Annotated in this window: 17 protein-coding genes; 10 read left to right on the top strand and 7 right to left on the bottom strand. The window is 66.5% G+C overall.

Annotation, left to right across the window (positions count from 1 at the left end):
• The first annotated feature begins 15 nt into the window (after positions 1–15).
• From JVH1_RS18935 to JVH1_RS18920, 4 genes are all read left to right on the top strand, one after another.
• Positions 16–1,650, top strand: coding sequence for a long-chain fatty acid--CoA ligase (locus JVH1_RS18935; RefSeq protein ID WP_009476607.1), 1,635 nt, complete (start codon positions 16–18; stop codon positions 1,648–1,650).
• Between the two features lie 37 nt (positions 1,651–1,687).
• Positions 1,688–2,833: an acyl-CoA dehydrogenase family protein gene (locus JVH1_RS18930; protein ID WP_009476608.1), complete on the top strand. Its 1,146-nt coding sequence runs from the start codon at positions 1,688–1,690 to the stop codon at positions 2,831–2,833.
• A gap of 43 nt (positions 2,834–2,876) precedes the next feature.
• Positions 2,877–4,892: an FAD-dependent oxidoreductase gene (locus JVH1_RS18925; RefSeq protein ID WP_009476609.1), complete on the top strand. Its 2,016-nt coding sequence runs from the start codon at positions 2,877–2,879 to the stop codon at positions 4,890–4,892.
• A gap of 176 nt (positions 4,893–5,068) precedes the next feature.
• Positions 5,069–6,247, top strand: coding sequence for an acyl-CoA dehydrogenase family protein (locus tag JVH1_RS18920; protein WP_009476610.1), 1,179 nt, complete (start codon positions 5,069–5,071; stop codon positions 6,245–6,247).
• A gap of 74 nt (positions 6,248–6,321) precedes the next feature.
• Here the strand turns inward: JVH1_RS18920 and JVH1_RS18915 are convergent, their stop codons facing one another.
• Positions 6,322–7,443, bottom strand: a complete 1,122-nt coding sequence (locus JVH1_RS18915; protein WP_009476611.1) for an FAD-binding oxidoreductase — start codon at positions 7,441–7,443, stop codon at positions 6,322–6,324.
• An 82-nt stretch (positions 7,444–7,525) separates the two neighbouring features.
• Between JVH1_RS18915 and JVH1_RS18910 the strand changes: the two genes are divergently transcribed.
• Positions 7,526–8,107 carry a helix-turn-helix domain-containing protein gene (locus JVH1_RS18910; protein ID WP_009476612.1) on the top strand — a complete coding sequence of 194 codons (582 nt, stop codon included), beginning with the start codon at positions 7,526–7,528 and terminating at the stop codon, positions 8,105–8,107.
• Here JVH1_RS18910 and JVH1_RS18905 read toward each other — a convergent pair.
• The 3 genes from JVH1_RS18905 to JVH1_RS18895 all read right to left on the bottom strand — a co-directional run bounded on the left by JVH1_RS18905 (position 8,101) and on the right by JVH1_RS18895 (position 11,904).
• Complete coding sequence (locus JVH1_RS18905; RefSeq protein ID WP_009476613.1) at positions 8,101–9,696, bottom strand: FAD-dependent monooxygenase; 1,596 nt, start codon at positions 9,694–9,696, stop codon at positions 8,101–8,103. The two genes, JVH1_RS18910 and JVH1_RS18905, sit on opposite strands and share 7 nt — an antisense overlap.
• 62 nt (positions 9,697–9,758) lie before the next feature.
• On the bottom strand, positions 9,759–10,721 hold the full coding sequence (locus tag JVH1_RS18900; RefSeq protein WP_009476614.1) for an MBL fold metallo-hydrolase: 963 nt from the start codon (positions 10,719–10,721) through the stop codon (positions 9,759–9,761).
• Positions 10,722–10,848: 127 nt separating this feature from the next.
• Positions 10,849–11,904 carry a YeiH family protein gene (locus JVH1_RS18895; RefSeq protein WP_043780242.1) on the bottom strand — a complete coding sequence of 352 codons (1,056 nt, stop codon included), beginning with the start codon at positions 11,902–11,904 and terminating at the stop codon, positions 10,849–10,851.
• A gap of 101 nt (positions 11,905–12,005) precedes the next feature.
• On the opposite strand from JVH1_RS18895, the gene JVH1_RS18890 reads away from it, so the two are divergent.
• Entirely contained in the window at positions 12,006–12,911 is a 906-nt protein-coding gene (locus tag JVH1_RS18890) for a LysR family transcriptional regulator (protein ID WP_009476616.1), read from the top strand.
• 7 nt (positions 12,912–12,918) lie between these two features.
• Here JVH1_RS18890 and JVH1_RS18885 read toward each other — a convergent pair whose 3' ends face one another.
• From JVH1_RS18885 to JVH1_RS18875, 3 genes are all read right to left on the bottom strand, one after another.
• Positions 12,919–13,650 (bottom strand): sulfite exporter TauE/SafE family protein, encoded by a 732-nt coding sequence (locus JVH1_RS18885; protein ID WP_009476617.1) that lies wholly within the window; start codon positions 13,648–13,650, stop codon positions 12,919–12,921.
• Positions 13,651–13,699: 49 nt separating this feature from the next.
• Entirely contained in the window at positions 13,700–14,728 is a 1,029-nt protein-coding gene (locus JVH1_RS18880) for a phosphotransacetylase (protein ID WP_009476618.1), read from the bottom strand.
• 88 nt (positions 14,729–14,816) lie between these two features.
• Positions 14,817–16,187: an aspartate aminotransferase family protein gene (locus JVH1_RS18875; RefSeq protein ID WP_016884783.1), complete on the bottom strand. Its 1,371-nt coding sequence runs from the start codon at positions 16,185–16,187 to the stop codon at positions 14,817–14,819.
• Between the two features lie 220 nt (positions 16,188–16,407).
• Here JVH1_RS18875 and ald point away from each other — a divergent pair, with 220 nt between their 5' ends.
• From ald to JVH1_RS18855, 4 genes are all read left to right on the top strand, one after another.
• On the top strand, positions 16,408–17,529 hold the full coding sequence (gene ald, locus JVH1_RS18870; protein WP_009476621.1) for an alanine dehydrogenase: 1,122 nt from the start codon (positions 16,408–16,410) through the stop codon (positions 17,527–17,529).
• 103 nt (positions 17,530–17,632) lie between these two features.
• Positions 17,633–19,102, top strand: coding sequence for a PLP-dependent aminotransferase family protein (locus JVH1_RS18865; RefSeq protein ID WP_009476622.1), 1,470 nt, complete (start codon positions 17,633–17,635; stop codon positions 19,100–19,102).
• A 287-nt stretch (positions 19,103–19,389) separates the two neighbouring features.
• Entirely contained in the window at positions 19,390–20,448 is a 1,059-nt protein-coding gene (locus tag JVH1_RS18860; protein ID WP_009476624.1) for a hypothetical protein, read from the top strand.
• 90 nt (positions 20,449–20,538) lie between these two features.
• The gene (locus tag JVH1_RS18855) at positions 20,539–21,087 is read left to right on the top strand and encodes a hypothetical protein (protein ID WP_009476625.1); all 549 of its coding nucleotides are present in this window, start codon (positions 20,539–20,541) and stop codon (positions 21,085–21,087) included.
• Positions 21,088–21,111 lie beyond the last annotated feature (24 nt).

The raw sequence follows: 21,111 nt of genomic DNA, 5'->3' as shown, positions 1-21,111 counted from the left end.
GGGAGGAAGCCCACCATGCTAGGCACGATGCAGGACGAGCAGCTCTCGCTCGCCACCCTGTTGCGCTACGGGTCCAGCGTCCACGGAGATCGCACGGTCTCGACCTGGACCGGGGACGGCGTTCGGACCATGACCTTCCGCGAGCTCGGACGCCGCGCGAGCAGACTGGCGCACGCGCTCACCAAGCTCGGCATCGGCGTCGGCGACCGGGTCGCGACGTACATGTGGAACAACAACGAGCACGTCGTCGCGTACCTGGGCGTGCCGGCCATGGGCGCGGTCCTGCACCCCCTCAACATCCGCCTGTTCCCCGAGCAGCTCCAATACGTGGCCAACCACGCCGAGGACCTGGTCGTGGTGGTGGACGAGTCTCTCGTTCCCGCGTTCAACCAGCACCTGCCTCACCTGAAGACCGTCCGGCATGTCATCGTCAACGGTGACACCGCATCGTTGGAGGTGCCGGCGGAAGTCCAGATCCACAGCTGGGAAGACCTCCTCGCGGCGGAGCCGGAGGACTTCGACTTCCCAATCGTGGACGAGCGGTCGGCCGCAGCGATGTGCTACACGTCGGGAACGACTGGGGACCCGAAGGGCGTCGTGTACACCCATCGGTCCAACTGGCTCCACGCGATGCAGCTGATCAACCGTGATGGCATGGGCTTCACCGGTGAAGACACCGTCTTGACGATCGTTCCGCTCTTCCATGCGAACGCGTGGGGCATCCCGTACGCCGCCATGATGAACGGCGCGAATGTCCTGTTGCCGGACCGCTTCCTGCAGCCCGAGCACCTCCTGCGGCTCATGGACTCCCAGAAGCCGAGCTACGGTGCCGCAGTCCCCACCATCTGGAGCGGGGTCCTCGCCCAGCTCGAAGGCAAAGACCAAGACATCTCCCACCTGCGGACCGTGGTGGTCGGCGGTGCTGCCCTCTCTCCGGCGATGATGCACACCTTCGAGGAGAAGTACGGCGTGCAGCTCCTCCACGCCTGGGGCATGACGGAGACCTCGCCCCTCGGCTCCGTGGCCCACCCGCCCGCCGGCGCCTCCGGCGACGACGCTTGGCGATACCGGTACACCCAGGGCCGCTTCCCAGCCGGGGTGCAGGCTCGGCTGGTCGACGACGACGGCACGATCCTCCCGCACGATGGAATCGCGTTGGGCGAACTCGAGGTCCGTGGACCCTGGATCACCGGCTCCTACTACTCGCCGGCCGGGAACGCGATCGACCCCGAGAAGTTCCGCGATGGCTGGCTGCGCACCGGTGACATCGGACGGATCTCGCCCGACGGCTACCTCACCCTCGCCGACCGGACCAAGGACATCATCAAGTCCGGCGGCGAGTGGATCTCCTCGGTCGGTCTCGAGAATGCCGTGATGGGACACCCCTCGGTCATCGAGGCCGCCGTGATCGGCATTCCCGACCCGAAGTGGGACGAACGCCCGCTGGTCACCGTGGTGACTGCACCCGGCGCGGAGGTCACCTGCGAGGAGCTTCGCGAGTTCCTCGGTGTTCAGTTCGCCAAGTGGCAGCTCCCCGAGCACTGGGTGTTCGTCGACGAGGTTCCCAAGACGAGTGTCGGCAAGTTCGACAAGAAGCGACTCCGCGCGCTGCACGCCGCGGGCTCCCTCCCCGTCGAGACGCTCACCTGACCCACCGCCGACCTTTCAACGCGACAGCCGGAGACCGATGAACCGAACTCTCTACACCGACGACCACCATGCCTTCCGGGAGACCGTACGCACCTTCCTCGAACGCTCCGTGATTCCCTTCCTCGGCAGGTACGCCGAGGAAGGGATCTTGCCGCGGGAGTTCTGGCTCGAGGCCGGCGAGATCGGCATGCTGGGCCTCGCGGTGCCCGAGGAGTACGGCGGCGCGGGTGCCGACGACTTCCGCTTCAACGCGGTGCTGACCGAGGAACTGGCGAAGGTCAACCTCGCGCTCTCGACCGCTGTCGGGATTCACGCCGACACCACGGCCCCTTACCTTGTCGAGTTCGGTAGCGAGGCGCTCCGCAAGCGCTGGCTTCCCGGCGTGGTCTCTGGGGAAGTGGTGCTGGCGATCGGTATGACCGAGCCCTCCGGCGGGTCCGACCTGGCGGCGTCGAAGACGACCGCTGTCCGAGACGGGGACTCGTGGGTCGTCAACGGATCCAAGACCTTCATCTCCAACGGTTTCACCGCCGACCTGGTGATCACGGCCGTCCGGACGGGCCCGGAGAAGAAAGCGCGCGGGATCACGCTTTTCGCCATTCCCGCCACAGCACCCGGCTTCCATCGCGGGCGCAGGCTCGACAAGGTCGGCCAACGCGAGTCGGACACCGCCGAGCTGTTCTTCGAGGACGTTCGCCTCACCGACGCAGATATCGTCGGTGAGGTCGATCGCGGATTCGTCCAGATGATGCAGATGCTTCCTCAGGAGCGCATCATCGGCGCCGTCGGCAACGTCGCCCAAGCCAGACAGATTCTCGAGGAGACCCTCGAGTACGCCAAGCAACGACAGGCGTTCGGGTCTCCGATCGGATCCTTCCGGCACAACAAGTTCGTTCTCGCAGAGCTGTTCACGCGCATCGACGTCACCCAGGCCTACGTAGACCAGTGCGTGAACGCACACGCGCAGGGTGCGCTCTCCGACGTCGATGCGGCCAAGGCCAAGTGGTGGGCAGCTGATGTGCAGAACGAGATCCTCGACCACTGTGTCCAGCTCCACGGAGGCTACGGGTTCATGAACGAGTACCGGGTGGCGCGGGCGTGGCGTGACGCGCGCGTGACCAAGATCTGGGCGGGCTCCAACGAGATCATGAAGGAGCTGATCGGCCGTGACCTCGGCCTCTGATCGCCTCTCCAGCACACCATTCGCTCTCGAAGGGAGCTTCCGCATGTCCTACCCTCACCTACTCGAACCCCTCGATCTCGGGTTTACCCGCCTGCCCAACCGAGTGCTAATGGGCTCCATGCACGTTGGGTTGGAGGAGGTCGAAAACGGCTTCGAGCGGATGGCCGCCTTCTACGCCGAACGCGCCCGTGGCGGCGTCGGCCTGATCGTGACCGGAGGCATCGCGCCGAATGAAGCCGGGTGCGGCTTGCCGAACGGAGGAGGCGCCAAGCTCACCACAGCAGACGAGGCCGATCACCACCGCGCCATCACGCGGGCGGTCCACGAGGCCGGGGGTCGGATCGCCATGCAGATCCTGCACGTCGGCCGGTACGGCAACCATGCCGACGTGGTGGCGCCCAGTGCGATCCAGGCGCCCATCAGCGAGTACCTGCCCCGCGAACTCAGCTCCGCCGAGGTAGATCAGACGATCGCCGACTACGCGACGTGCGCTGCCCTGGCCAAGCAAGCGGGGTACGACGGTGTCGAGATCATGGGATCCGAGGGCTATCTGATCAACCAGTTCATCGCCCGACGCACCAACCAGCGCACCGACGAATGGGGCGGCACCTACGAGAACCGCATTCGCTTCCCCGTCGAGATCGTCCGCGCAGTGAGGGAGGCAGTCGGGCCCGACTTCATCGTGATCTACCGACTGTCGATGCTGGACCTGGTTCCGGACGGATCGACGTTCGATGAGGTCGTGGCTCTCGCCAAGGCCGTCGAGTCGGCTGGTGCAACCATCATCAACACGGGGATCGGCTGGCACGAGGCCCGCATCCCGACCATCGCTGCTTCGGTACCCCGCGGCGCCTACGCGTGGGTCACCAAGCGGCTCATGGGTGCCGTGGGCGTGCCCCTGGTGACGAGCAACCGGATCAACACCCCGGAGAAGGCCGAGGAGCTTCTCGCCGGGGGATACGCCGACATGGTGTCGCTTGCCCGTCCGTTCCTGGCCGACCCGAACTTCGTCAGCAAGGCCGCCAACGGCGCCTCGCACTCCATCAACACGTGCATAGGCTGCAATCAGGCCTGCCTCGACCACGGTTTCGCCGGAAAGATCACCTCCTGCCTCGTCAATCCCCGTGCGTGCCACGAGACCGAACTCGTGCTCGGTCCGACGCTTAGGAAGAAGCGAGTTGCCGTGGTCGGCGCAGGACCCGCGGGCCTCGCCATCGCGACCGCCGCTGCCGAACGTGGGCACCAGGTGGATTTGTACGACGCAGCCGACGCCATCGGAGGTCAACTCAACGTGGCCCGTCAGGTGCCGGGGAAGCAGGAGTTCGACGAGACCCTCCGCTACTTCCGGCACCGAATCGACGTCACCGGCGTCTCACTGCGGCTTGGGGCGACCGTGGCCGCTTCGGATCTGCTCGGCTACGACGAGGTTGTCCTCGCGACGGGTGTTCGTCCCAGGAAGCCGGACATCTCAGGCGTCGATCACCCGATGGTGCTGGGATACCTCGACGTGCTACGCGACAAGCAACCCGTGGGTAGCAGGGTCGTGATCCTGGGCGCGGGAGGAATCGGCTTCGACGTGGCCGAGTGTCTCACCGACAGCGGCAGTGACCACACCAGCATCCCGGAATTCCTCGCCCCATGGGGCGTCGACCCGGACTACCGCAACGCCGGCGGCCTCAAGCCCCCGGTGCCGACGCCAGCGACTCGGACCGTCACGTTGATGCAACGCAAGGCGACCAAGGTGGGGGCAGGTCTGGGCAAGACGACCGGCTGGATCCACCGCACCGAACTCAAGCATCGGGGCGTCAAAATGGTCGCAGGAGTGACCTATGACCGCATCGACGACGAGGGCCTGCATTATCTCGTCGGCGACGAGAAGCGGGTGCTCACGGTCGACAACGTGATCCTGTGCACCGGACAGGAGCCCAACCGGGAACTGTACGACGCCCTGCAGGCGGCCGGCATGTCGGTACACCTCATCGGAGGAGCGGACGTTGCGGCCGAACTGGATGCCAAGCGCGCGATCGACCAGGGCACTCGGCTCGCTGCCGTGCTCTGACTCGTGCCCGTCTTCGCCGGCTTCACACGCTGATGCCGCACCACCCGCCCGCCGGTCCGCGCCCCCGACCGTCCGCGTCGGTCCATCGGACCGCTCGGCATGGGCGATGTGGGGCCTCAGATCGCCGCTCTTCTCCTCCAACCACCGTATTGTCACCGAAGGAATCCGAGACTCTGATGGACTTCAATCTCCCCGACACCGCCCTCGCCGTCCAGGACGGTGTTCGTGCCGTCGCCGCGAAGTACGACAACGCCTACTGGTCCGAGTGCGAGGAGGCCCACCGCTTCCCCATCGAAATCTTCACCGACCTCGGCAAGGGCGGCTGGTTAGGACTGAACGTCCCTGAACAGTACGGCGGGGGCGGGCAGGGCCTGCTCGAAGTTGCGATCGCGAACGAGACCCTGTGTGCCTCTGGAGGTGGCGCGGGAACTTTCTTCTATGTCACCACCCCTGGCTTCGGCGCGACCACCCTGGTCCGGCACGGCACCGAGGAACAGAAACAAGCGATCCTCCCGGGCATCGCCGTCGGCGACATCCAGTTCTGCTTCGCGCTGACCGAGCCGAATGCAGGCAGCAACGCGATCGAGATCACCACCTCGGCCCGCCGCGACGGCGACGACTTCCTCATCAAGGGCCAGAAGGTCTGGATCTCCAACGTCGAGAACGCCGACTGGATGGTCGCCGTGACCCGCACCATCCCGGCCGCCGAGGCGACCCCTCGGTACAACGGCTTCACGCTGCTCCTCGTGGATGTAAAGGAGGCGTTGGCTGCCGGCACGCTGAGCTACACGCCCATTCCGAAGATGGGCAACAACATCCTGTGCTCGAGCCAGGTGTTCTTCGAGGACGTGCGGGTGCCCGCCCACAACGTCATCGGCGATATCGACGGCGGCTTCCCGGTCCTGTGGGACGTCCTCAACCCGGAACGGATCATCGCCGCAGCAGGCGCAATCGGCGCCGCGGACGCGGCGCTCGCGTACGCCGCCAAGTACGCCACCGAACGCGAGGTGTTCGGCCGCCCTATCGGCGCCAACCAAGGCATCCAATTCCCCCTCGCCCAGGTCAAGGCGAAGGTCGAACTCGCCCGGCTGATGACACGTAAGGCAGCCTGGCTCTTCGACCAGGGACTCCCCTGCGGCAACGAGGCCAACGTCGCCAAGCTGACCGGCTCCCAGGTGGCGTGGGAGGCTGCGGATCAGGCGTTCCAGACCCTCGGCGGGATGGCCTACTCCAAGGAATACCCCGTCGAGCGTTGGATGCGCGACGCCCGGATCGTCAAGAACGCTCCGGTCGCCGAGCAACTCATCTTGGCGCACATCGGCACCTCGATGCTCAATCTCCCCAAAAGCTACTGACCACTCGACGACCGTCGCGTTGCCGACGGCCCCCTCATGAAGGGACTCCGACCCGTCCCGCAGCGGGGATAGGGCTAAACGAATCCCAAGCCGGGAAGGGCGTACAACCGGTTTCCGTCAGTTGGCGCCTGCTGACGGACTTGACCGGACGATGTCGGGGAGCTCCGGTTAGTGCGCGACGGTGCCGGGAACCTTTTCGGGCGTGTGGTTGTCGTTTTTCCTCTGCCTTCGAAGTAGGCGGCGATGAGCAATGTGATGACGCTGACGGCGGCGAGGATCATCATTGGGATCATGGCGAGGCCGAAGCTGTAGGTGTGGTCTTTGATCGCTCCGATGACCCTGTGGGCTGCACCCGACACTCCGTCGCCGTGCGCCCAGCCGATCTGCTCCCACTGATCGTCGGTGAGCCGGTCGGTCACGAGCATCGCACTGTTGAATGGGAGCATCCGTCGGCGCTGTCCCCGCTGCCGGGAGGAATAGCCTTCGGTGGCGACCACGACATGCCGACGTGCCCGGACGGAGTGAGCGCCGACAGCGAGTCGGCCGGGCTCGATCGTGTCCACCCGCGACGAGGTGTAGATGCGCACCCCGGCCCGTTGAACGGTCCGGGCAAGGGCGAGCAGCATCTTCACGGGATCCACGCAGTAGTTGTCCGGTGAGTGCAGGGCGCCCGTCACGCCGGCGATGTTCACCCGCTCGCTCGCCTCGGCGGCGGTGAGGAGGCGGAGGCGGCCTTCGTCGACGCCCCAGCTGCGGCTCTTGGCAAGGTAGTTTTCGATCCGGTTCTGTTCGCTGGCCGAGCGGGCCACCTGCATCCAGCCGCCATGGCGGGCGTCGATGTTCTGAGCGCCGAGCACGTCGACGACGTCGTGGATGGATTCTTCCAGTCGCTGTTCGATCTCGAGGACGCCGGCACGACCACCGTGTTGACGTGCCAGAACATCACGGATTCCAACGGGTTTCGCGGACAACCAGCCGCCGTTGCGTCCGGAGGCTCCGAATCCGAGACGCTCGGCTTCGAACACGGCGACGGACAGTGAGGGGTCGGCCTGGGTAAGGGCCCACGCGGTCCACAGTCCTGAGAGTCCACCGCCCACGATCGCGACATCGACTTCCTCGTCGCGGTCCAAGGGCACGGTCGCGGGGGTGTCGAGATCATCTCGCGACATCCAGTGGGAAAGGTGGCCGTTTCGCATGGAGAGACTCCCCGGTCAATTTTTCTTTACCTAAGATAAAGTTATCTTGATCACAACCAAAGGCTGATGTACTTTCTGAGGTATGTCAAGTGCATCGACGGACGACGGTTCGCCAGCGGTCGATCCCCATTCACTGGGTGCGCGACTGCGCTCACGACGGCGCGCGCTGCGGTTGACGCTGGCCGAGGTCGCCGCGAAAGCCGAGGTCAGTGAGGGGTTTCTCAGCCAGCTCGAACGGGACCGCAACACTGCCAGCATCGCGACCCTGCAGAGGATCTGCGCGTGCCTGGAGATGAACGTCGGCGAGTTGTTCACCGAGGCATCGACGACCGCTGTGCACCGGTACCGCACCGCGCATTTCAATGCCTTCGGCACCAACGCGCGGAAGGTCCGCATCACGCCGACCACCCATCGCCAGCTCGAATCGTTCATCGGGGAGTTCGACCCGTACGGGACCACCGGTGACGAGCTGTACGCACACGGCGACTCCGAAGAAGTGCTGCTCGTCATCTCCGGCCGCATCGAGGTCACCGTCGGTGAGCACACCGACGTGCTCAACGCACTCGACAGCGTCGCGTACTCGAGCGCCAGCCCGCACCGCGCCCGGGAGATCGACGGCAAGCCTGCTGTAGCGCTCTGGATGATGTCGCCACCGAGCTACTGAAGCGTCACCCGTCGCAATGCGGACATCAGCCCGTCGACTGTGTCGGTGACCGCCGCGACGTACGCGTCGGGGCGGATGACCCACACCTCACCGGGCTTCGCGTCCAACGCGGCGGTGAGGACGCCGGTGCGGTCGATCTCCGACAGCCGGACGAGGCGGATCGGCGTGTGCACCGTGTCGAGTGCCGCGCTGCGGATCTCGTCGACGTCCACACCGTGACCCGCGAGAAGCAGGATTCCGTGCCGGGCGATGGCGCGGAGCCGGGTGCCGGCACCGCCCTGCAACGTCACCGGGGTGTCGGGCACGAGGATTCCCGGCGCCGCGGCCGGGGTGCAGCCGCGGTCGGGGCGCCCGGCGAAGGGTCGCTGCGGATCGATTGTGGTCACGGGTGATTCGACGTACCAGAACGGCTCGGCGAGGCGTCCGCTGTCGACGTGGGCCCGCGCCTCCGGGTCGGTGACCGCCGTGGTGAGCACGTCGCGCCGGTGCCGGTGCTGATCCTCGGACTGCGGGACGAGGAAGTCCATCGTCGCCGTGGTGACCGCGATGTTCTCGACGGCCGCCGCGTGCCGCTCGGTGTGGTACGTCTCGAGCAGCGACTCGCCGGCCCAGCCCCGCAGGACGAACGCGAGTTTCCATGCCGCGTTCTCGGCGTCGGCGACACCGGAATTCAGTCCGCGCGCCCCGAACGGCGACACGATGTGCGCGGCATCGCCGGCCAACAGCACCCGGTCGATGCGCATTCGGCTCGCGACCCGGGAGTGGAAGCGGTACACCGATTTCCACACGATCCGGTAGTCGGTGTCGCCGATGATCTTCCGGATCCGCGCGTCCAGCGCGCCCGACTTCTCCTCGGCCTCGAGGTCGTACTCGCCGGGCACCTGCCAGTCGATGCGGAACGTCGAGTCCGGGCAGGGGTGGATGAGCACCTGCCTGCCCGGGTTCCACTCGGGGTCGAAATAGAAGCGGCGTTCGTCGGCCCAGCCCGGGATGTCGGCGGCGATGTCGCAGATCAGGAACTTGTCGTCGAACGAACGACCGTCGAACGTGACACCCAGCTGCCGCCGGATCGCGCTGCCCCGCGACCCCACGGCCACCACCACGTAGTCCGACGTGACGGTCTCCTCCCCGGAGCCGGTGCGGCAGGTGATGGTCACGCCGGTCTCGTCCTGATCCACCGACGTGGCCTCGTATCCCCACCGGACGTCGATCGACGGCGTCGCCGCGATCCGCTCGTCGAGCAGTTCCTCGGTCCGTGCCTGGGAGATGTTGACGAACGGCGGGAACGACGAGATGCCGCGGTCGACGAAGGTCTGCGCGAACAGTTCGTGGTCGCGGTGGAAGGTGCGGGCGCACCCCCACGTCACGCCCTCGTCGGCCAGTTGCCTGCCGACGCCGATCGCGTCCCACACCTCGAGGACGTCCCGCTGCTGGCAGATGGCCTTCGATCCGATCGGGTCACGCTCGGCCCGTGCGTCGAGCAACGTCACCGGTATTCCCCAGCGCGCCAACAGCAACGCGCTCGTCTGCCCCACCGGGCCGTTGCCCACGACGGTGACCGTGCCGCCGCGGGTGTGTCGTCTTCCCATGATCCTCGCCTTGTCAGTGTGAAACGGTGACGGACGTCAGCCCTGTGAAACGGTGACGGACGTCAGCCCTGCAACTGGTCCCAGACCTCGCGGTCACGCTCGGCGGTCCAGATGACGGGCCGCTCGATGCCCGACAGTTCGTCCCACACGCGGGAGACGTCGAAGGGGAGGCAGTGTTCGAAGATCGGCCAGTGCCCGTACTGCTCGTTCAGTGCGGCGTGGGTGGCTTCGAACGCCTCCTTGAGGGTGCCACCGCGCTGCTGGACGGCACCGACCTCGGCCAGCATGACCTCGATGAAGTGGCGGGTCTGCTCGATCGCGGCGTCGACGGCCTCCCGACCGTGGGAGACGGCGCCGCGTCCGCCGATCAGGACCTCAGCGCCGAGCTCCTTGATCCGGTCGAGGGTGCCGGTGGACCAGTCGCGGTGGAAGGCGTCACCGGTGTAGAGCGCGGCCTGAGCCTCCACGAGGTCGCCGGCGAAGAGGATCTTCTGCTTCGGCAGCCACGCGGTGATGTCGCCCTCGGTGTGTCCGCGGCCGAAGTGCTGGAGAACCAGGTCGCCGCGTCCGCCCCCGAGGTCGATGGCGAGCTTGTCGGCGAACGTCAGGGTGGGCCACGTCAGTCCGGGCACCGAGTCGGCCGCTTTGGCCAGGCGCGGCATGCGTCCGAATTCGCTTGCCCAGTCTTCTTTTCCACGCTCCTCGATGAGCGCGCGGGTGGTCTCGTGCGAGACGATGGTCTCGGCGTCGAACGCGGCCGCACCGAGAACGCGGACGGCGTGGTAGTGCGAGAGCACCAGGTACCGGACCGGCTTGTCGGTGTGCTCGCGTAGCTTGCGCAGCCAGTCCTGGGCGGCCACCGGGGTGGCGAGCGCCTCGAAGCAGACGACGAAGTCCTCGCCCTCGATGGCGCCGATGTTGGGATCCCCCTCGGCGGTGAGGGCGTACACGCCGTCGGCGAGGACCTCGAGGGTCTGTTCCTTCTCACCGAGGTCGGCCGACGAAGCGAAGCTCGTGGGGCTCATGCGATCCACCTAACTAATCAAAGGTTTGATTGATGGTGGACACAGTAACCCGGGTCACAAAATAATGAAAGCCTTGATCAAAAATTGGTCCCTGGACTCCGCGGGGGGCGACAGGGGTGGGTCGACATCACCCCGCGAGCAGTACGCCGACCAGGGCGATCGATGCCACCCAGACGGTGGAGATGCCTGCGAGCACGAAGGGTCGTGCGCCGACCTTCTTGATCGTGGCGATCTGGACGCCGGCACCGAGGGCGAACATCGCGGCGGTGAGGAGACCGGTCTGCACGATCTTGGCCTCGGCAAGCAGGCCCTCGGGCAGCAGGCCGGACGACCGCAGGCCGACGCAGACGAGGAACGCAAGGACGAAGAGCGGGACGAGCGGGGGCCGCTTCACGTCGGCGTCGGTGCCGGCGAGCTTGCGCTGGCGCACGCTGAGGACGGCCATGACCGGGGCGAGCATGAGGACTCGCGCGAGTTTGACGACCGCGGCGACGCCGAGGGCGGCACCGCCGATCGCGCCGCCCGCGGCGACGACCTGCGCGACCTCGTGGATGGAGCCGCCCGCCCACAGGCCGGCGTCGGTGTCGGAGAGTCCCAGCGCCCGCGACAGCAGCGGGATCGCGGGGATCATGAGCGTGCCGAAGATGACGACGAGCGCGACCGCGGTGATCACCTCTTCCTCGTCGGCGTCGACGACACCGTCCACCGCCGCGACGGCGGCCGCACCGCAGATCGAGAATCCGCAGGCGATGAGCAGGCGCTGGGTCCAGCTGAGGCCGAGCAGCTTGCCCACGAACATCGTTCCCACGATGCCGAGACAGACGATCGAGACGACCACGACGATGACGCCCCAGCCCAGTCCGAGGATGTCGCTCAGCATCAACTGGAGTCCGAGGAGGGCGATGCCCACCCGCAACAGCTTCTTGGCAGAGAACTGCAGTCCCGGGCGCAGGCGTTCGGGCAGATGCACGACGTTCGACAGAACGGCACCGAGCACGATGGCGATGAGCAGTGGGCTCACCGTCGGAAGGAACCGGCCGACACCCATGGCGACGGCGGTGGCGACGGCGCACAGCGTCAGACCCGGCAGGAGAGCGGCCGTGGCGGTCTGCAGTCGCGGCAGCGTTGCCGGGCTCTCGACGCGCTGTTCCTCGGACTTCGATTCGCTCAGTTGACTACTCATGGATCCACGGTCCGTCACCGCGGCCGTCTCCGGTAGCCGTCATCTCGACATACACATATATCAGTGTGATATGTCTTGCGCCGGGGTCATATACTCGATGCATGTCCCGCAGATGGCCCGAGTTCCCCGTTCTCGAGTTGCTCGTGGGCGTCGACGACCACGGAAGCCTCAGCGCTGCCGCCAGACTCGCCGGAATGGCGCAGCCGAATGCGAGTCGCGCCATCAAGCAACTCGAGCGCCAGTTCGGCATGACACTGCTGCAGCGCAGCCCGACGGGCTCGATACTGACACCGCAGGGAACCGTGATCGCGCACTGGGCGCGCCGGGTGCTCTCCGACACGCGCCGGCTGCTCGACGTCGCCGAGGGATTGCGCGCGGAACGCGCCGCCGAGTTGACGGTAGGTGCGAGCATGACAGTCGCGGAACACCTGATGCCGGGGTGGCTGGGGCAGTTTCGCCGTTTGCACTACGACGTAACCATTCACCTGCAGGTACACAACTCGACTCAGGTGTTCGAGCGGATCGACAGCAGGATCTGCGACGTCGGGTTCGTCGAATCGCCGACGGTACCACGACCGTTGAAGAGTCTCACGGTCGCGCGTGACCGGTTGGTCGTCGTCGTTCACCCCACCCATCCGTGGGCACGGCGACGGAAGGCGCTGTCCGTCGCCGAGTTGGCACTGACACCGCTCCTGGCCCGCGAGCCGGGATCCGGAACGCGGACCACCCTCGACGTGGCATTGCAGGAATACGACCGGGCGGCACCGCTTCTCGAGCTGGGCAGCGCCGCCGCGATTCGCACCAGCGTGCTGGCCGGGGTCGGTCCGGCGGTGATGAGCACCCTGGCGGTGGCGGAGCAGGTCGGCGCGGGAGAGCTGAAGGTGATCGACGTCGACGGTCTCGAACTCGACAGGGTGTTGCGCGCCGTGTGGCGGGGCGCGCGTCAGCTCGATGGTCCCGCAGGCGAACTGGTGCGTCTGGTCCGCCGGGTCGGTGCCGAACCGTGAGCAGCTGTCACCCGAGAATGCAGGTCGCCGCACCGGCGGCGATCACCAGTACGATGACCGCGGAACGGAACACCCCCGGCGGAAGTCGGCGGGCGATCGCCAGCCCGATGACGTTGCCGATCAGCGCGGCCCCGACGAAGACCGGGAGTCGCGGCCAGAACATCGATTCCGTGATTTCGTCGTGAAACCACAGGACCGCGAGCGCCATCACGTTCGCGACGATGAAATAGCCTGCGAGATCGGCAATGAAGGCCATCGGTGGCAACCGCGCGCGCATCAGCAACAGGACCGGTGGCGGTCCGTTGAGCGACGTCGTCGTTCCGAGGTACCCACCCACGGAACCGGTGAGGACGTGCGCGGTCGTGGAGGGCGCACGTGTGGCTTCCGCCCGGTTGGGGAGCGCCATCGCAAGCCCGCACAACATCACCACGACTCCCGCTGCCGGCTTCAGATACTGCTCCGGCAGAGAACCGAGCGTGACCGCGCCCAGCCAGGCGCCGGGCAGGCTGCCACCGCCGAGCAGCGCCACCCGTCCCCACGTGATGTGTTCTCGCAACTGATACGCGGCGCCGATCCGCGTGATCAGGCCCGCCACCAGATTGACGAATACCACTTCGGGAACGGCGAATCCGACCATCAGCATCACCGGCGTCGCGATCAGTGCCGTCCCGAACCCGGTGGCGCCGCCGATGACCGAGGCGATGCCGATACACAGGGCACCGATGAGGAGCATCGTCATCGCGGCTTCCTTCCCGATCCGGTGGCACGTTCCCGCGCAGGTCTGATATTCAGGTGGCCAAGGATTGGACTGCGCTCACCAGAGCCATCAGTTCGATGTCGCTGCCGGTGCACCCTCGGGACAGGTCGTTCCACGGTGCGGCCAAGCCTTGCAGGATGGGACCCAAGGCTATTGCACCACCGAGCCGCTGAGCAATTTTGTACCCGATGTTGCCGGCATCGAGATTGGGGAAGACCAACACGTTCGCCCGGCCGGCGACCCGTGAACCGGGCGCCTTGGACGCGCCGATCTCGGCGACCAGCGCGGCATCGAATTGCAGGTCACCGTCCACGTGCAACTGCGGGTCCCGGACGCGCACCAATTCCGCGGCCTCGCGGACCTTCTCCACTCGCGGGTGGCTGGCGCTGCCCTGGGTGCTGAACGACAGCATCGCCGCGATCGGCGTCTGCTCGGTGAGCTGGAAGTGGGTGGCGCTGGCGGCCAGCGCGATGTCGACCAGTTCCTCGACCGTGGGGTCGGGTACTACTGCGCAGTCGGAGAACGTCAACTGCCTGCCGTCCGACAGCAACATCAGGAACGAGCTCGACAGGATGCTCGATCCCGGCGCGAGACCGACGATGCGCAGTCCGGCCCGCAGCACGTCGGACGTCGGCCTGCTCGCGCCCGCGACGCAGGCGTCGACCACTCCGGCGCGCAGTGCCGCTGCGGCGAGGCACACCGGGTCGGACAGCGCCGACTCGATCCGGTCGGGGTACCTGGCGAATCCCGATTCGACGGCGTCACGGATCGCGGGGTCGGCGGCCGCCTCGGCGAGGTCGACGACGAGTTCCTCGGCCAGTGGGATACCCGCGGCCTCGGCGATGCGCCGGATGACGTCCCGCCGCCCGAACAGCCGCGGGGAGACGACACATTTGTGGTGCAGATGGTGGGCCGCACGTATCGCGCGCTCGTCTTCTCCGTCCGCCAGACCGACGATGCGGTTCTCCCCGCGCAGGGTGGCGATCCAGTGGTCGATCAGCGACGAATCATTCAGTCGTGCAGCGTCGGTGGGTGGTACAGCGGTGACGCCCGGGGCCATGGCCTCGCTCTCCCATCACTACGAAGAAGGGTGGCGGTCGTCGATCTCGACGACCGCCACCCGCTGGAACTCGGGGAACGTACCGTTCCTACGGCTGGATTGCCTTTTCGATGTCGGTGAGCATGCTGTCGATGCCGTGGAGCAGTTCCGAGAGCACCTCGTCGTCGGCGACGAGGGGCGGCGAGATCATCAGCATCGTGGCACCCCGGTCGTCGCCGCGGAGAATCACCTTGGTGCGGGCGAACGCCTCCGGCAGTACCTTGCGCAACACCGTCAGCGATTCCTGCTCGGTGAACTCGCGGCCGCTGTCGCTGTCGGCCATCAATTCGATCGCGTAGAAGAATCCGGTGCCGCGCACGTCCTTGACGCAGCGGTGCGCGCTCATCAGCGAGTCGAGTGCCGACTTCAACTTCGGGCCGCGCGCGGTGACGTTGCCCAGCACGTTCTCGTCGCGCATCGCGGTGATGTTCGCGACCGCCACCGCCGTCGACACCGGGTGCCCGCCCCACGTCGCGCCGTGGGTGAACACGCCGCCCTTGGGCGAATCGTAGAGCTCGCGCACCAGCTGCTCACGCACGATCAGGCCGCCGAGCGGGGCGTATCCGGACGTGGAGCCCTTCGCGAACGTGATCATGTCGGGCACCACACCGGTGAGCCCGTGCCCGAACCAGTGCCCGAGGCGGCCGAACGAGCAGATCACCTCGTCGGAGACCAGCAGGATCCCGTGCTTGTCGCACAGCGCGCGCAGCGCAGACCAGTATCCGTCCGGCGGAACCAGGGCGCCGCGCCCGTTCTGAACCGGCTCGGCGAACACGGCGGCGATGGTGTCGGCACCCTCTTCCTCGATGACGGCTTCGATCGCGGCGATGCAGTCGAGCTCGTTCGCCGGGCCGCAGTCGCCGAGGTAACCGAGGGTGTTGGGCACGGAACGAACCCCGGGCAGCAGCGGGCCGAACGGGTCTTTGATCTTCGGCAGCTGAGTTACCGAGAGCGCGCCGAGAGTGGTTCCGTGGTACGCCATCTCGCGGCTGATGATCTTGGTTCGCTGAGGGTTGCCCTGGCTGCGGTGGTACTGCCGGGCGAACTTCACGGCCGTCTCCACGGCCTCGGATCCCGAGTTGACGAAGAAGGTCGTCCCGAGGTCGCCGGGTGCCAGGTCGGCGATGAGCGCGGACGCCTCGATCGCGGGGATGTGGGCGCTGCCCCAGTTGGAGGCGTAGGCGAGCGTCCCGATCTGCTCGCTCGCCGCCTTGGCGATGTCGTCGCGGCCGTGACCGATGTTCACGCAGAACAGGCCTGCCAGACCGTCGAGGAAACGGTCCCCCTCGGTGTCGATCAGATAGCTTCCCTCGCCACGAACGAACACCGGAAAGTCGCTTTCCCAGGTGTCCTTACGGGTGAAATGAGGTCCGAGGTGCCGGCGGGCCCGTGCTCGCAATTCGGTGACGTCCACGACCATCTCCTTCGTTGTCGAATGGCTGTGATCCACAACATACCGACGGCGCAGACTGCAGGTCAGGGCCAGAAGAGCGGTATTCGATGGGTCCAGTCTGGTCCCCGTAGACGGCGCTCAACTGGTCCTTCTGGTCCCATGCCAGAGTGATCCAGACTTCGGTATCGCTCGGGCACCACGACGTGTGGTCGGAGCGGCGAACAGCCCCAGCTAACGGAGGTCTCAGATGAGGATCGGTATCCCCAAGGAAGTCAAGAACCACGAGTACCGGGTGGCGGCCACTCCCGCCGGCGTCCACGAAATGGTCGCCCACGGGCACGACGTGTTCGTGGAACGCGGTGCGGGGGAGGGCTCGTCGATCGGCGACGACGCCTACGGTGCCGCCGGCGCGAAGATCCTCGACTCCGCCGATGCGGTGTGGCAGAGCGCGGAACTGCTGCTCAAGGTCAAGGAGCCCATCGCGGAGGAATACCACCGGATGCGTTCGGACCTCACGTTGTTCACGTACCTGCACCTCGCTGCGGGTGAGGAGTGCACCCGGGCACTGCTCGCCGCAGGCACCAATTCCGTTGCATACGAGACCGTTCAGCTTCCCGACGGTTCACTGCCGCTGCTGTTCCCGATGAGCGAGGTCGCCGGCAGGCTCGCACCGCTCGTCGGTGCGCAAGCACTCATGCGCCCGGAGGGTGGCCGCGGCGTACTGATCGGCGGTGTATCCGGTGTGTCCCCGGCTCGCGTCGTCGTGATCGGTGCCGGCGTCTCGGGCATGAACGCCGTCGCCGTCGCCGCAGGTACCTGGGCCGATGTGGTCCTGTTCGACAAGAACGTCGACAAGCTGCGCGCCGCCGACCGGATGTACCAGGGCCGGATCCGCACCCTCGCCGCGAACGCCTACTCGATCGAGCAGGAGGTCATGCAGGCCGACCTCGTCATCGGTGCCGTGCTCGTCCCGGGCGCCAAGGCACCGAAGATCATCTCGAACTCGCTGGTCTCGCGGATGAAGCCGGGCAGCGTCCTCGTCGACATCGCGATCGACCAGGGTGGTTGCTTCGAGGATTCGCGTCCCACCACCCACGCGGAGCCCACGTTCAAGGTTCACGACTCGGTGTTCTACTGCGTGGCGAACATGCCGGGAGCGGTGCCTCACACGTCGACGTACGCACTCACCAACGTGACCTTGCCGTACACCCTGCAGATCGCCGAGAAGGGCCTCGCCCGCGCTGCCAGGGAGAATGCCGCACTCCGCGCCGGTGTCAGCACCGTCGCCGGGCGCCTGACGAACGATGCCGTCGGCGCCGCACTGGGGATCGAGTCGGTCAGCGTCGACGACGCGCTCAACCTGGTTTGATTTCGCCGCCGGCCCGGCATACTGAGAAGTGCTCGTTCGAGAACTTCTCGGCGTGCCGGGTCGGCCTACCTCTGGCCACTCTTGGATCCACAGGAGGCGATGCGTGCCGAGAACACTGATCGAGGTCGACCGCAACTCCGCCGAACCGCTCTACCGCCAGGTTCGACGGGCGATCGAACACGGCATCGCCAACGGACTGTTCGATCCACGCCACCGCCTTCCGAGTTCGCGGGAACTCGCGGTCGATCTCGCGATCTCACGGAACACGATCAACCTGGCGTATCAGGAACTGATCGCCGAGGGACTCGTTCAAAGCCACCAGCGCTCGGGCATGTTCGTCAATCCCGACATGATCGAGACGCTGGCATCGGACGCCCGCGCGACCATTCCGCGCATCGACTGGTCGTCCCGTATACGGCGTTACCCCGACGCCGACGTCCCGCACATCGAGAAGAACGTCGACTGGCACAGCTACCCGTACCCGTTCCTGGCCGGGCAGATCGACATCCGCAGTTTCCCCGCCCGCGCATGGGTGCGGTGTCTCCGCGACGCACTGTATCAACCCCACGCCTACGCGAGCCTCCAGGACAGTGTCGGTGCGGACGACCCGATGCTGATCGACATGATCCGCCAGCATCTGCTGCCCTCGCGCGGCATCGAGGCGAGTGCGGACGAAGTTCTGGTGACGGTCGGTTCCCAGCAGGGGCTGGACCTCGTCGGCCGGGTGCTCCTCGGACCCGAGGATCGGGTTGCCATCGAAAACCCCGGCTATCTCGATGCGCGACACATCTTCCTGCGCACCGGCGCCCAGGTGTACGGCATCGACGTCGACGATCGCGGCCTGCGCCCGCCGGAGACTCTCCGCGGCACGGACCTGATGTATCTGACACCGAGCCATCACCATCCGACCAACGCGACGCTCGGCATCGACCGTCGTCAGCGTCTGCTGCAGCTCGCCGCGGAGTCCGGCACCGTGATCGTGGAGGACGACTACGACAGCGAGTTCCGCTATCACGGCAGTCCCAGCCCGGCGCTGAAGGCGCTCGATTCCAGTGGCGACGCCGTCTATCTCGGCACGTTCTCGAAGTTCCTGGCCCCCGGCCTGCGTCTGGGCTACCTCGTCGGGCCCGCGGACCTGGTGCGCGAACTGCGGAAGGCCCGGCGGTACGTGCTCCGACATCCACCGGGTCACCAGCAACGGGCCCTGGCCATGCTCATCGACAGCGGGGAGTACCACCGCGCGCTGCGCCACCACCGCACCCAGATGAAACACAAATGGGAGCGGCTGTGCGCGGCCGTCGACAAGTACCTCCCGTGGCCACAGGAGCCGTATCCGCCCGGTGGCGTCAGCTTGTGGATGACCGGCCCGGAGAACCTCGACTGCCGGGTGCTCGTGCGCGAGGCGGAGGCCCGCGGTGTGCTCATCGAACGGGGCGACATCTTCTTCACACAACCGGTCCCGCCCCGCAACAACTTCCGCATCGGCTACGGCGCGATCCCGCTGCGTTCCATCGAAGAAGGCATCGCGCTCCTCGGCCAGGCGTGCCAGGCGAGTTTCCGCCTTGGCAGGTAGACCCGACAACACCCGCGCCCCGGCCGCACCTGCAGGACGTCCTCGCCCCGATCGCGGGGATGGCCCGGTGGCAGGCCAGTCCGGTTTCGTGGCGGGGTGGTCGGTACCAGTCGGCTGCACGCACACTGCCGCCCAGACGGCGGCCTGTTCGGCCGGCTTCCTCGCAGCCGCAGTGGCCCACGGCCCGCGGTGAGAACGTATTCGGAGGCGCGTCGGCTCGGGGACTCTAGGGTGGTCAGCACATGACTACCGCAGAAGCATTGTTGGCCGGCCCACGTGGGCGTCGGATGCTCCTCGCCTACGCGAGAGACGCCGAACGAACTCTGCACTCCGAGTTCCGCAGTGACTTGTTCGATCACGCCGTATTTCTGGCGTCGTATCACCTCGAGTCCGGTCGGGAAGGTGCACGCGTGCTGTTCGGGCCCGGCGCTGAAGAGGCTCGGCGGACCGTCCTCACTGCAGACGATGTGGCGCACCGCCTGTCCCAGGTGCCGCTGCCCGAGGTGACGGCGGTTGCACTCCGTTCGGCCCTCGCCGACGCGGTGGACGCGGCGCGCTACTGGCAGGACCCGGACGGCGAAGACATCCTCGTCGCCGCCGAGCCGGTGCGCCGTGAGCTTCGACGGGTCGCCGAGCACATCGCACGATCCCCGCATACGCAGTGGTGGACGACGCCCGCTGCGACCGATCAGTGGTCGGTGGGCTGGAGTGAGGACGGTACGGATCCCGTTGACTCCACTACCGCAGAACTGTTGCGTGACTACCGTGATCGGACTGCCGCGGAGGAAGTGCGAGCAGAACGCGATCGTCCGGCGGATCCGTCGGCGAACTGGTCCGGCTGGTGGTGGTCGACTCCACCTACACGGTGTTCGTCCCGGCCGCTGTTCGACGGGACCCCAGCCGGCTTGTGGTTCGTCGAGGACAGCATGGGATGGGAGCGCGCCATCACGCGACGAATGAACATTCCCGCCAGCGCTCGCGTGTACGACGTCGACGGTGCGCAGGCGTGGGCAGAACTGTGCAGACAGTTCTCCGTCGAGGTCACCGCGCAGAAACGACACGATTGGCACCGCACCACCGGACGTTCAGGACGATGGGTCATTCCGGACTGGCCGCGGCTCTCCGAACGGTACGAGGGCGTACATCTCACCGTGGCGGGATACCTCGCCGCGGCGGGCACCGTGATCACCGTCGACGCCGACACCGCGAGTGTCATCGCGGGATGGGCGCCCGACGACACCTACTGGCTCACCGACACCGTCAACCTCGACAGCGACGACTCCCGAATCTGGGTGTGCGACACCAGTGGAAGACATCCTTCCTGGGTCGAAGAAGCGCACCGCTGAGGACTGCTGGCCCCTGTGCCGCAAGCGGATCCGCGAACGCGATGCCGGCGGACAGGCGGCACGCGACACTCAGTCCGGCATGATTGGGGGATGCCGGTGCTGATACGTCTCGGGTGGGTCGCTCTCGCTTCACTTTCAGCGGCGGTGTCGGCGGATTGGGCGCTCGGTCCGATGCTGTGGACCACCGAATGTCAGCTCGGCGAATTTCGGACTGAACTCATCGCCAGTTGGGACGAGTGCATTTCCTCAACGCTGTCGGATTACGGCAACACGCTGCTACTCGTCCTCGCCGTTCCGATCCTGCTCTGCTTGATTCCTGCCGTGCTCCCCCGTCTCGTCGTGGCTCGGACAGTTGTGACAGTTCTGGCAGCTATGAACGTGTTGTCGATCTTGAACTCTTTCAACGTGCTGCCAGGAAACAGCGACAGTGTCTATTGGTTCGCAACAGACGGCATCCCCATCACGATTGGCGCGACGATGAATCCGTCCTCGGCTATTGGAGCATCGAACTCGTCAAGCGTGCTCCCGATCACGCTGCGTGCATCTGCGGCTGCGGTGGCCGTGAGCACCATCCATGACTCTGTCGGCAAACTCCCGTCTGGATCCGGTGGAGCGGATCGTCGAACGCTCAGCCGCTGAAGATGCGACGGGGAAATCCCCGAT

It is taken from the genome of Rhodococcus sp. JVH1 (assembly GCF_000280725.2).
Lineage (GTDB): Bacteria > Actinomycetota > Actinomycetes > Mycobacteriales > Mycobacteriaceae > Rhodococcus_F > Rhodococcus_F jostii_A.
The sequence above is the reverse complement of the archived record's forward strand: the minus strand, read 5'-3'. Positions and strand labels throughout refer to the sequence as shown.

What these genes read in the sequence shown, in the direction of transcription:
- JVH1_RS18925 (WP_009476609.1), top strand. Translation starts at nt 2,877, where the DNA reads ATGTCCTACCCTCACCTACTCGAACCCCTCGATCTCGGGTTTACCCGC.
- JVH1_RS18910 (WP_009476612.1), top strand. Translation starts at nt 7,526, where the DNA reads ATGTCAAGTGCATCGACGGACGACGGTTCGCCAGCGGTCGATCCCCAT.
- JVH1_RS18935 (WP_009476607.1), top strand. Translation starts at nt 16, where the DNA reads ATGCTAGGCACGATGCAGGACGAGCAGCTCTCGCTCGCCACCCTGTTG.
- JVH1_RS18880 (WP_009476618.1), bottom strand. Translation starts at nt 14,728, where the DNA reads ATGGCCCCGGGCGTCACCGCTGTACCACCCACCGACGCTGCACGACTG.
- JVH1_RS18890 (WP_009476616.1), top strand. Translation starts at nt 12,006, where the DNA reads ATGTCCCGCAGATGGCCCGAGTTCCCCGTTCTCGAGTTGCTCGTGGGC.
- JVH1_RS18855 (WP_009476625.1), top strand. Translation starts at nt 20,539, where the DNA reads ATGCCGGTGCTGATACGTCTCGGGTGGGTCGCTCTCGCTTCACTTTCA.
- JVH1_RS18905 (WP_009476613.1), bottom strand. Translation starts at nt 9,696, where the DNA reads ATGGGAAGACGACACACCCGCGGCGGCACGGTCACCGTCGTGGGCAAC.
- JVH1_RS18885 (WP_009476617.1), bottom strand. Translation starts at nt 13,650, where the DNA reads ATGACGATGCTCCTCATCGGTGCCCTGTGTATCGGCATCGCCTCGGTC.
- JVH1_RS18860 (WP_009476624.1), top strand. Translation starts at nt 19,390, where the DNA reads ATGCTCCTCGCCTACGCGAGAGACGCCGAACGAACTCTGCACTCCGAG.
- JVH1_RS18875 (WP_016884783.1), bottom strand. Translation starts at nt 16,187, where the DNA reads ATGGTCGTGGACGTCACCGAATTGCGAGCACGGGCCCGCCGGCACCTC.
- ald (WP_009476621.1), top strand. Translation starts at nt 16,408, where the DNA reads ATGAGGATCGGTATCCCCAAGGAAGTCAAGAACCACGAGTACCGGGTG.
- JVH1_RS18900 (WP_009476614.1), bottom strand. Translation starts at nt 10,721, where the DNA reads ATGAGCCCCACGAGCTTCGCTTCGTCGGCCGACCTCGGTGAGAAGGAA.
- JVH1_RS18920 (WP_009476610.1), top strand. Translation starts at nt 5,069, where the DNA reads ATGGACTTCAATCTCCCCGACACCGCCCTCGCCGTCCAGGACGGTGTT.
- JVH1_RS18930 (WP_009476608.1), top strand. Translation starts at nt 1,688, where the DNA reads ATGAACCGAACTCTCTACACCGACGACCACCATGCCTTCCGGGAGACC.
- JVH1_RS18915 (WP_009476611.1), bottom strand. Translation starts at nt 7,443, where the DNA reads ATGCGAAACGGCCACCTTTCCCACTGGATGTCGCGAGATGATCTCGAC.
- JVH1_RS18895 (WP_043780242.1), bottom strand. Translation starts at nt 11,904, where the DNA reads ATGAGTAGTCAACTGAGCGAATCGAAGTCCGAGGAACAGCGCGTCGAG.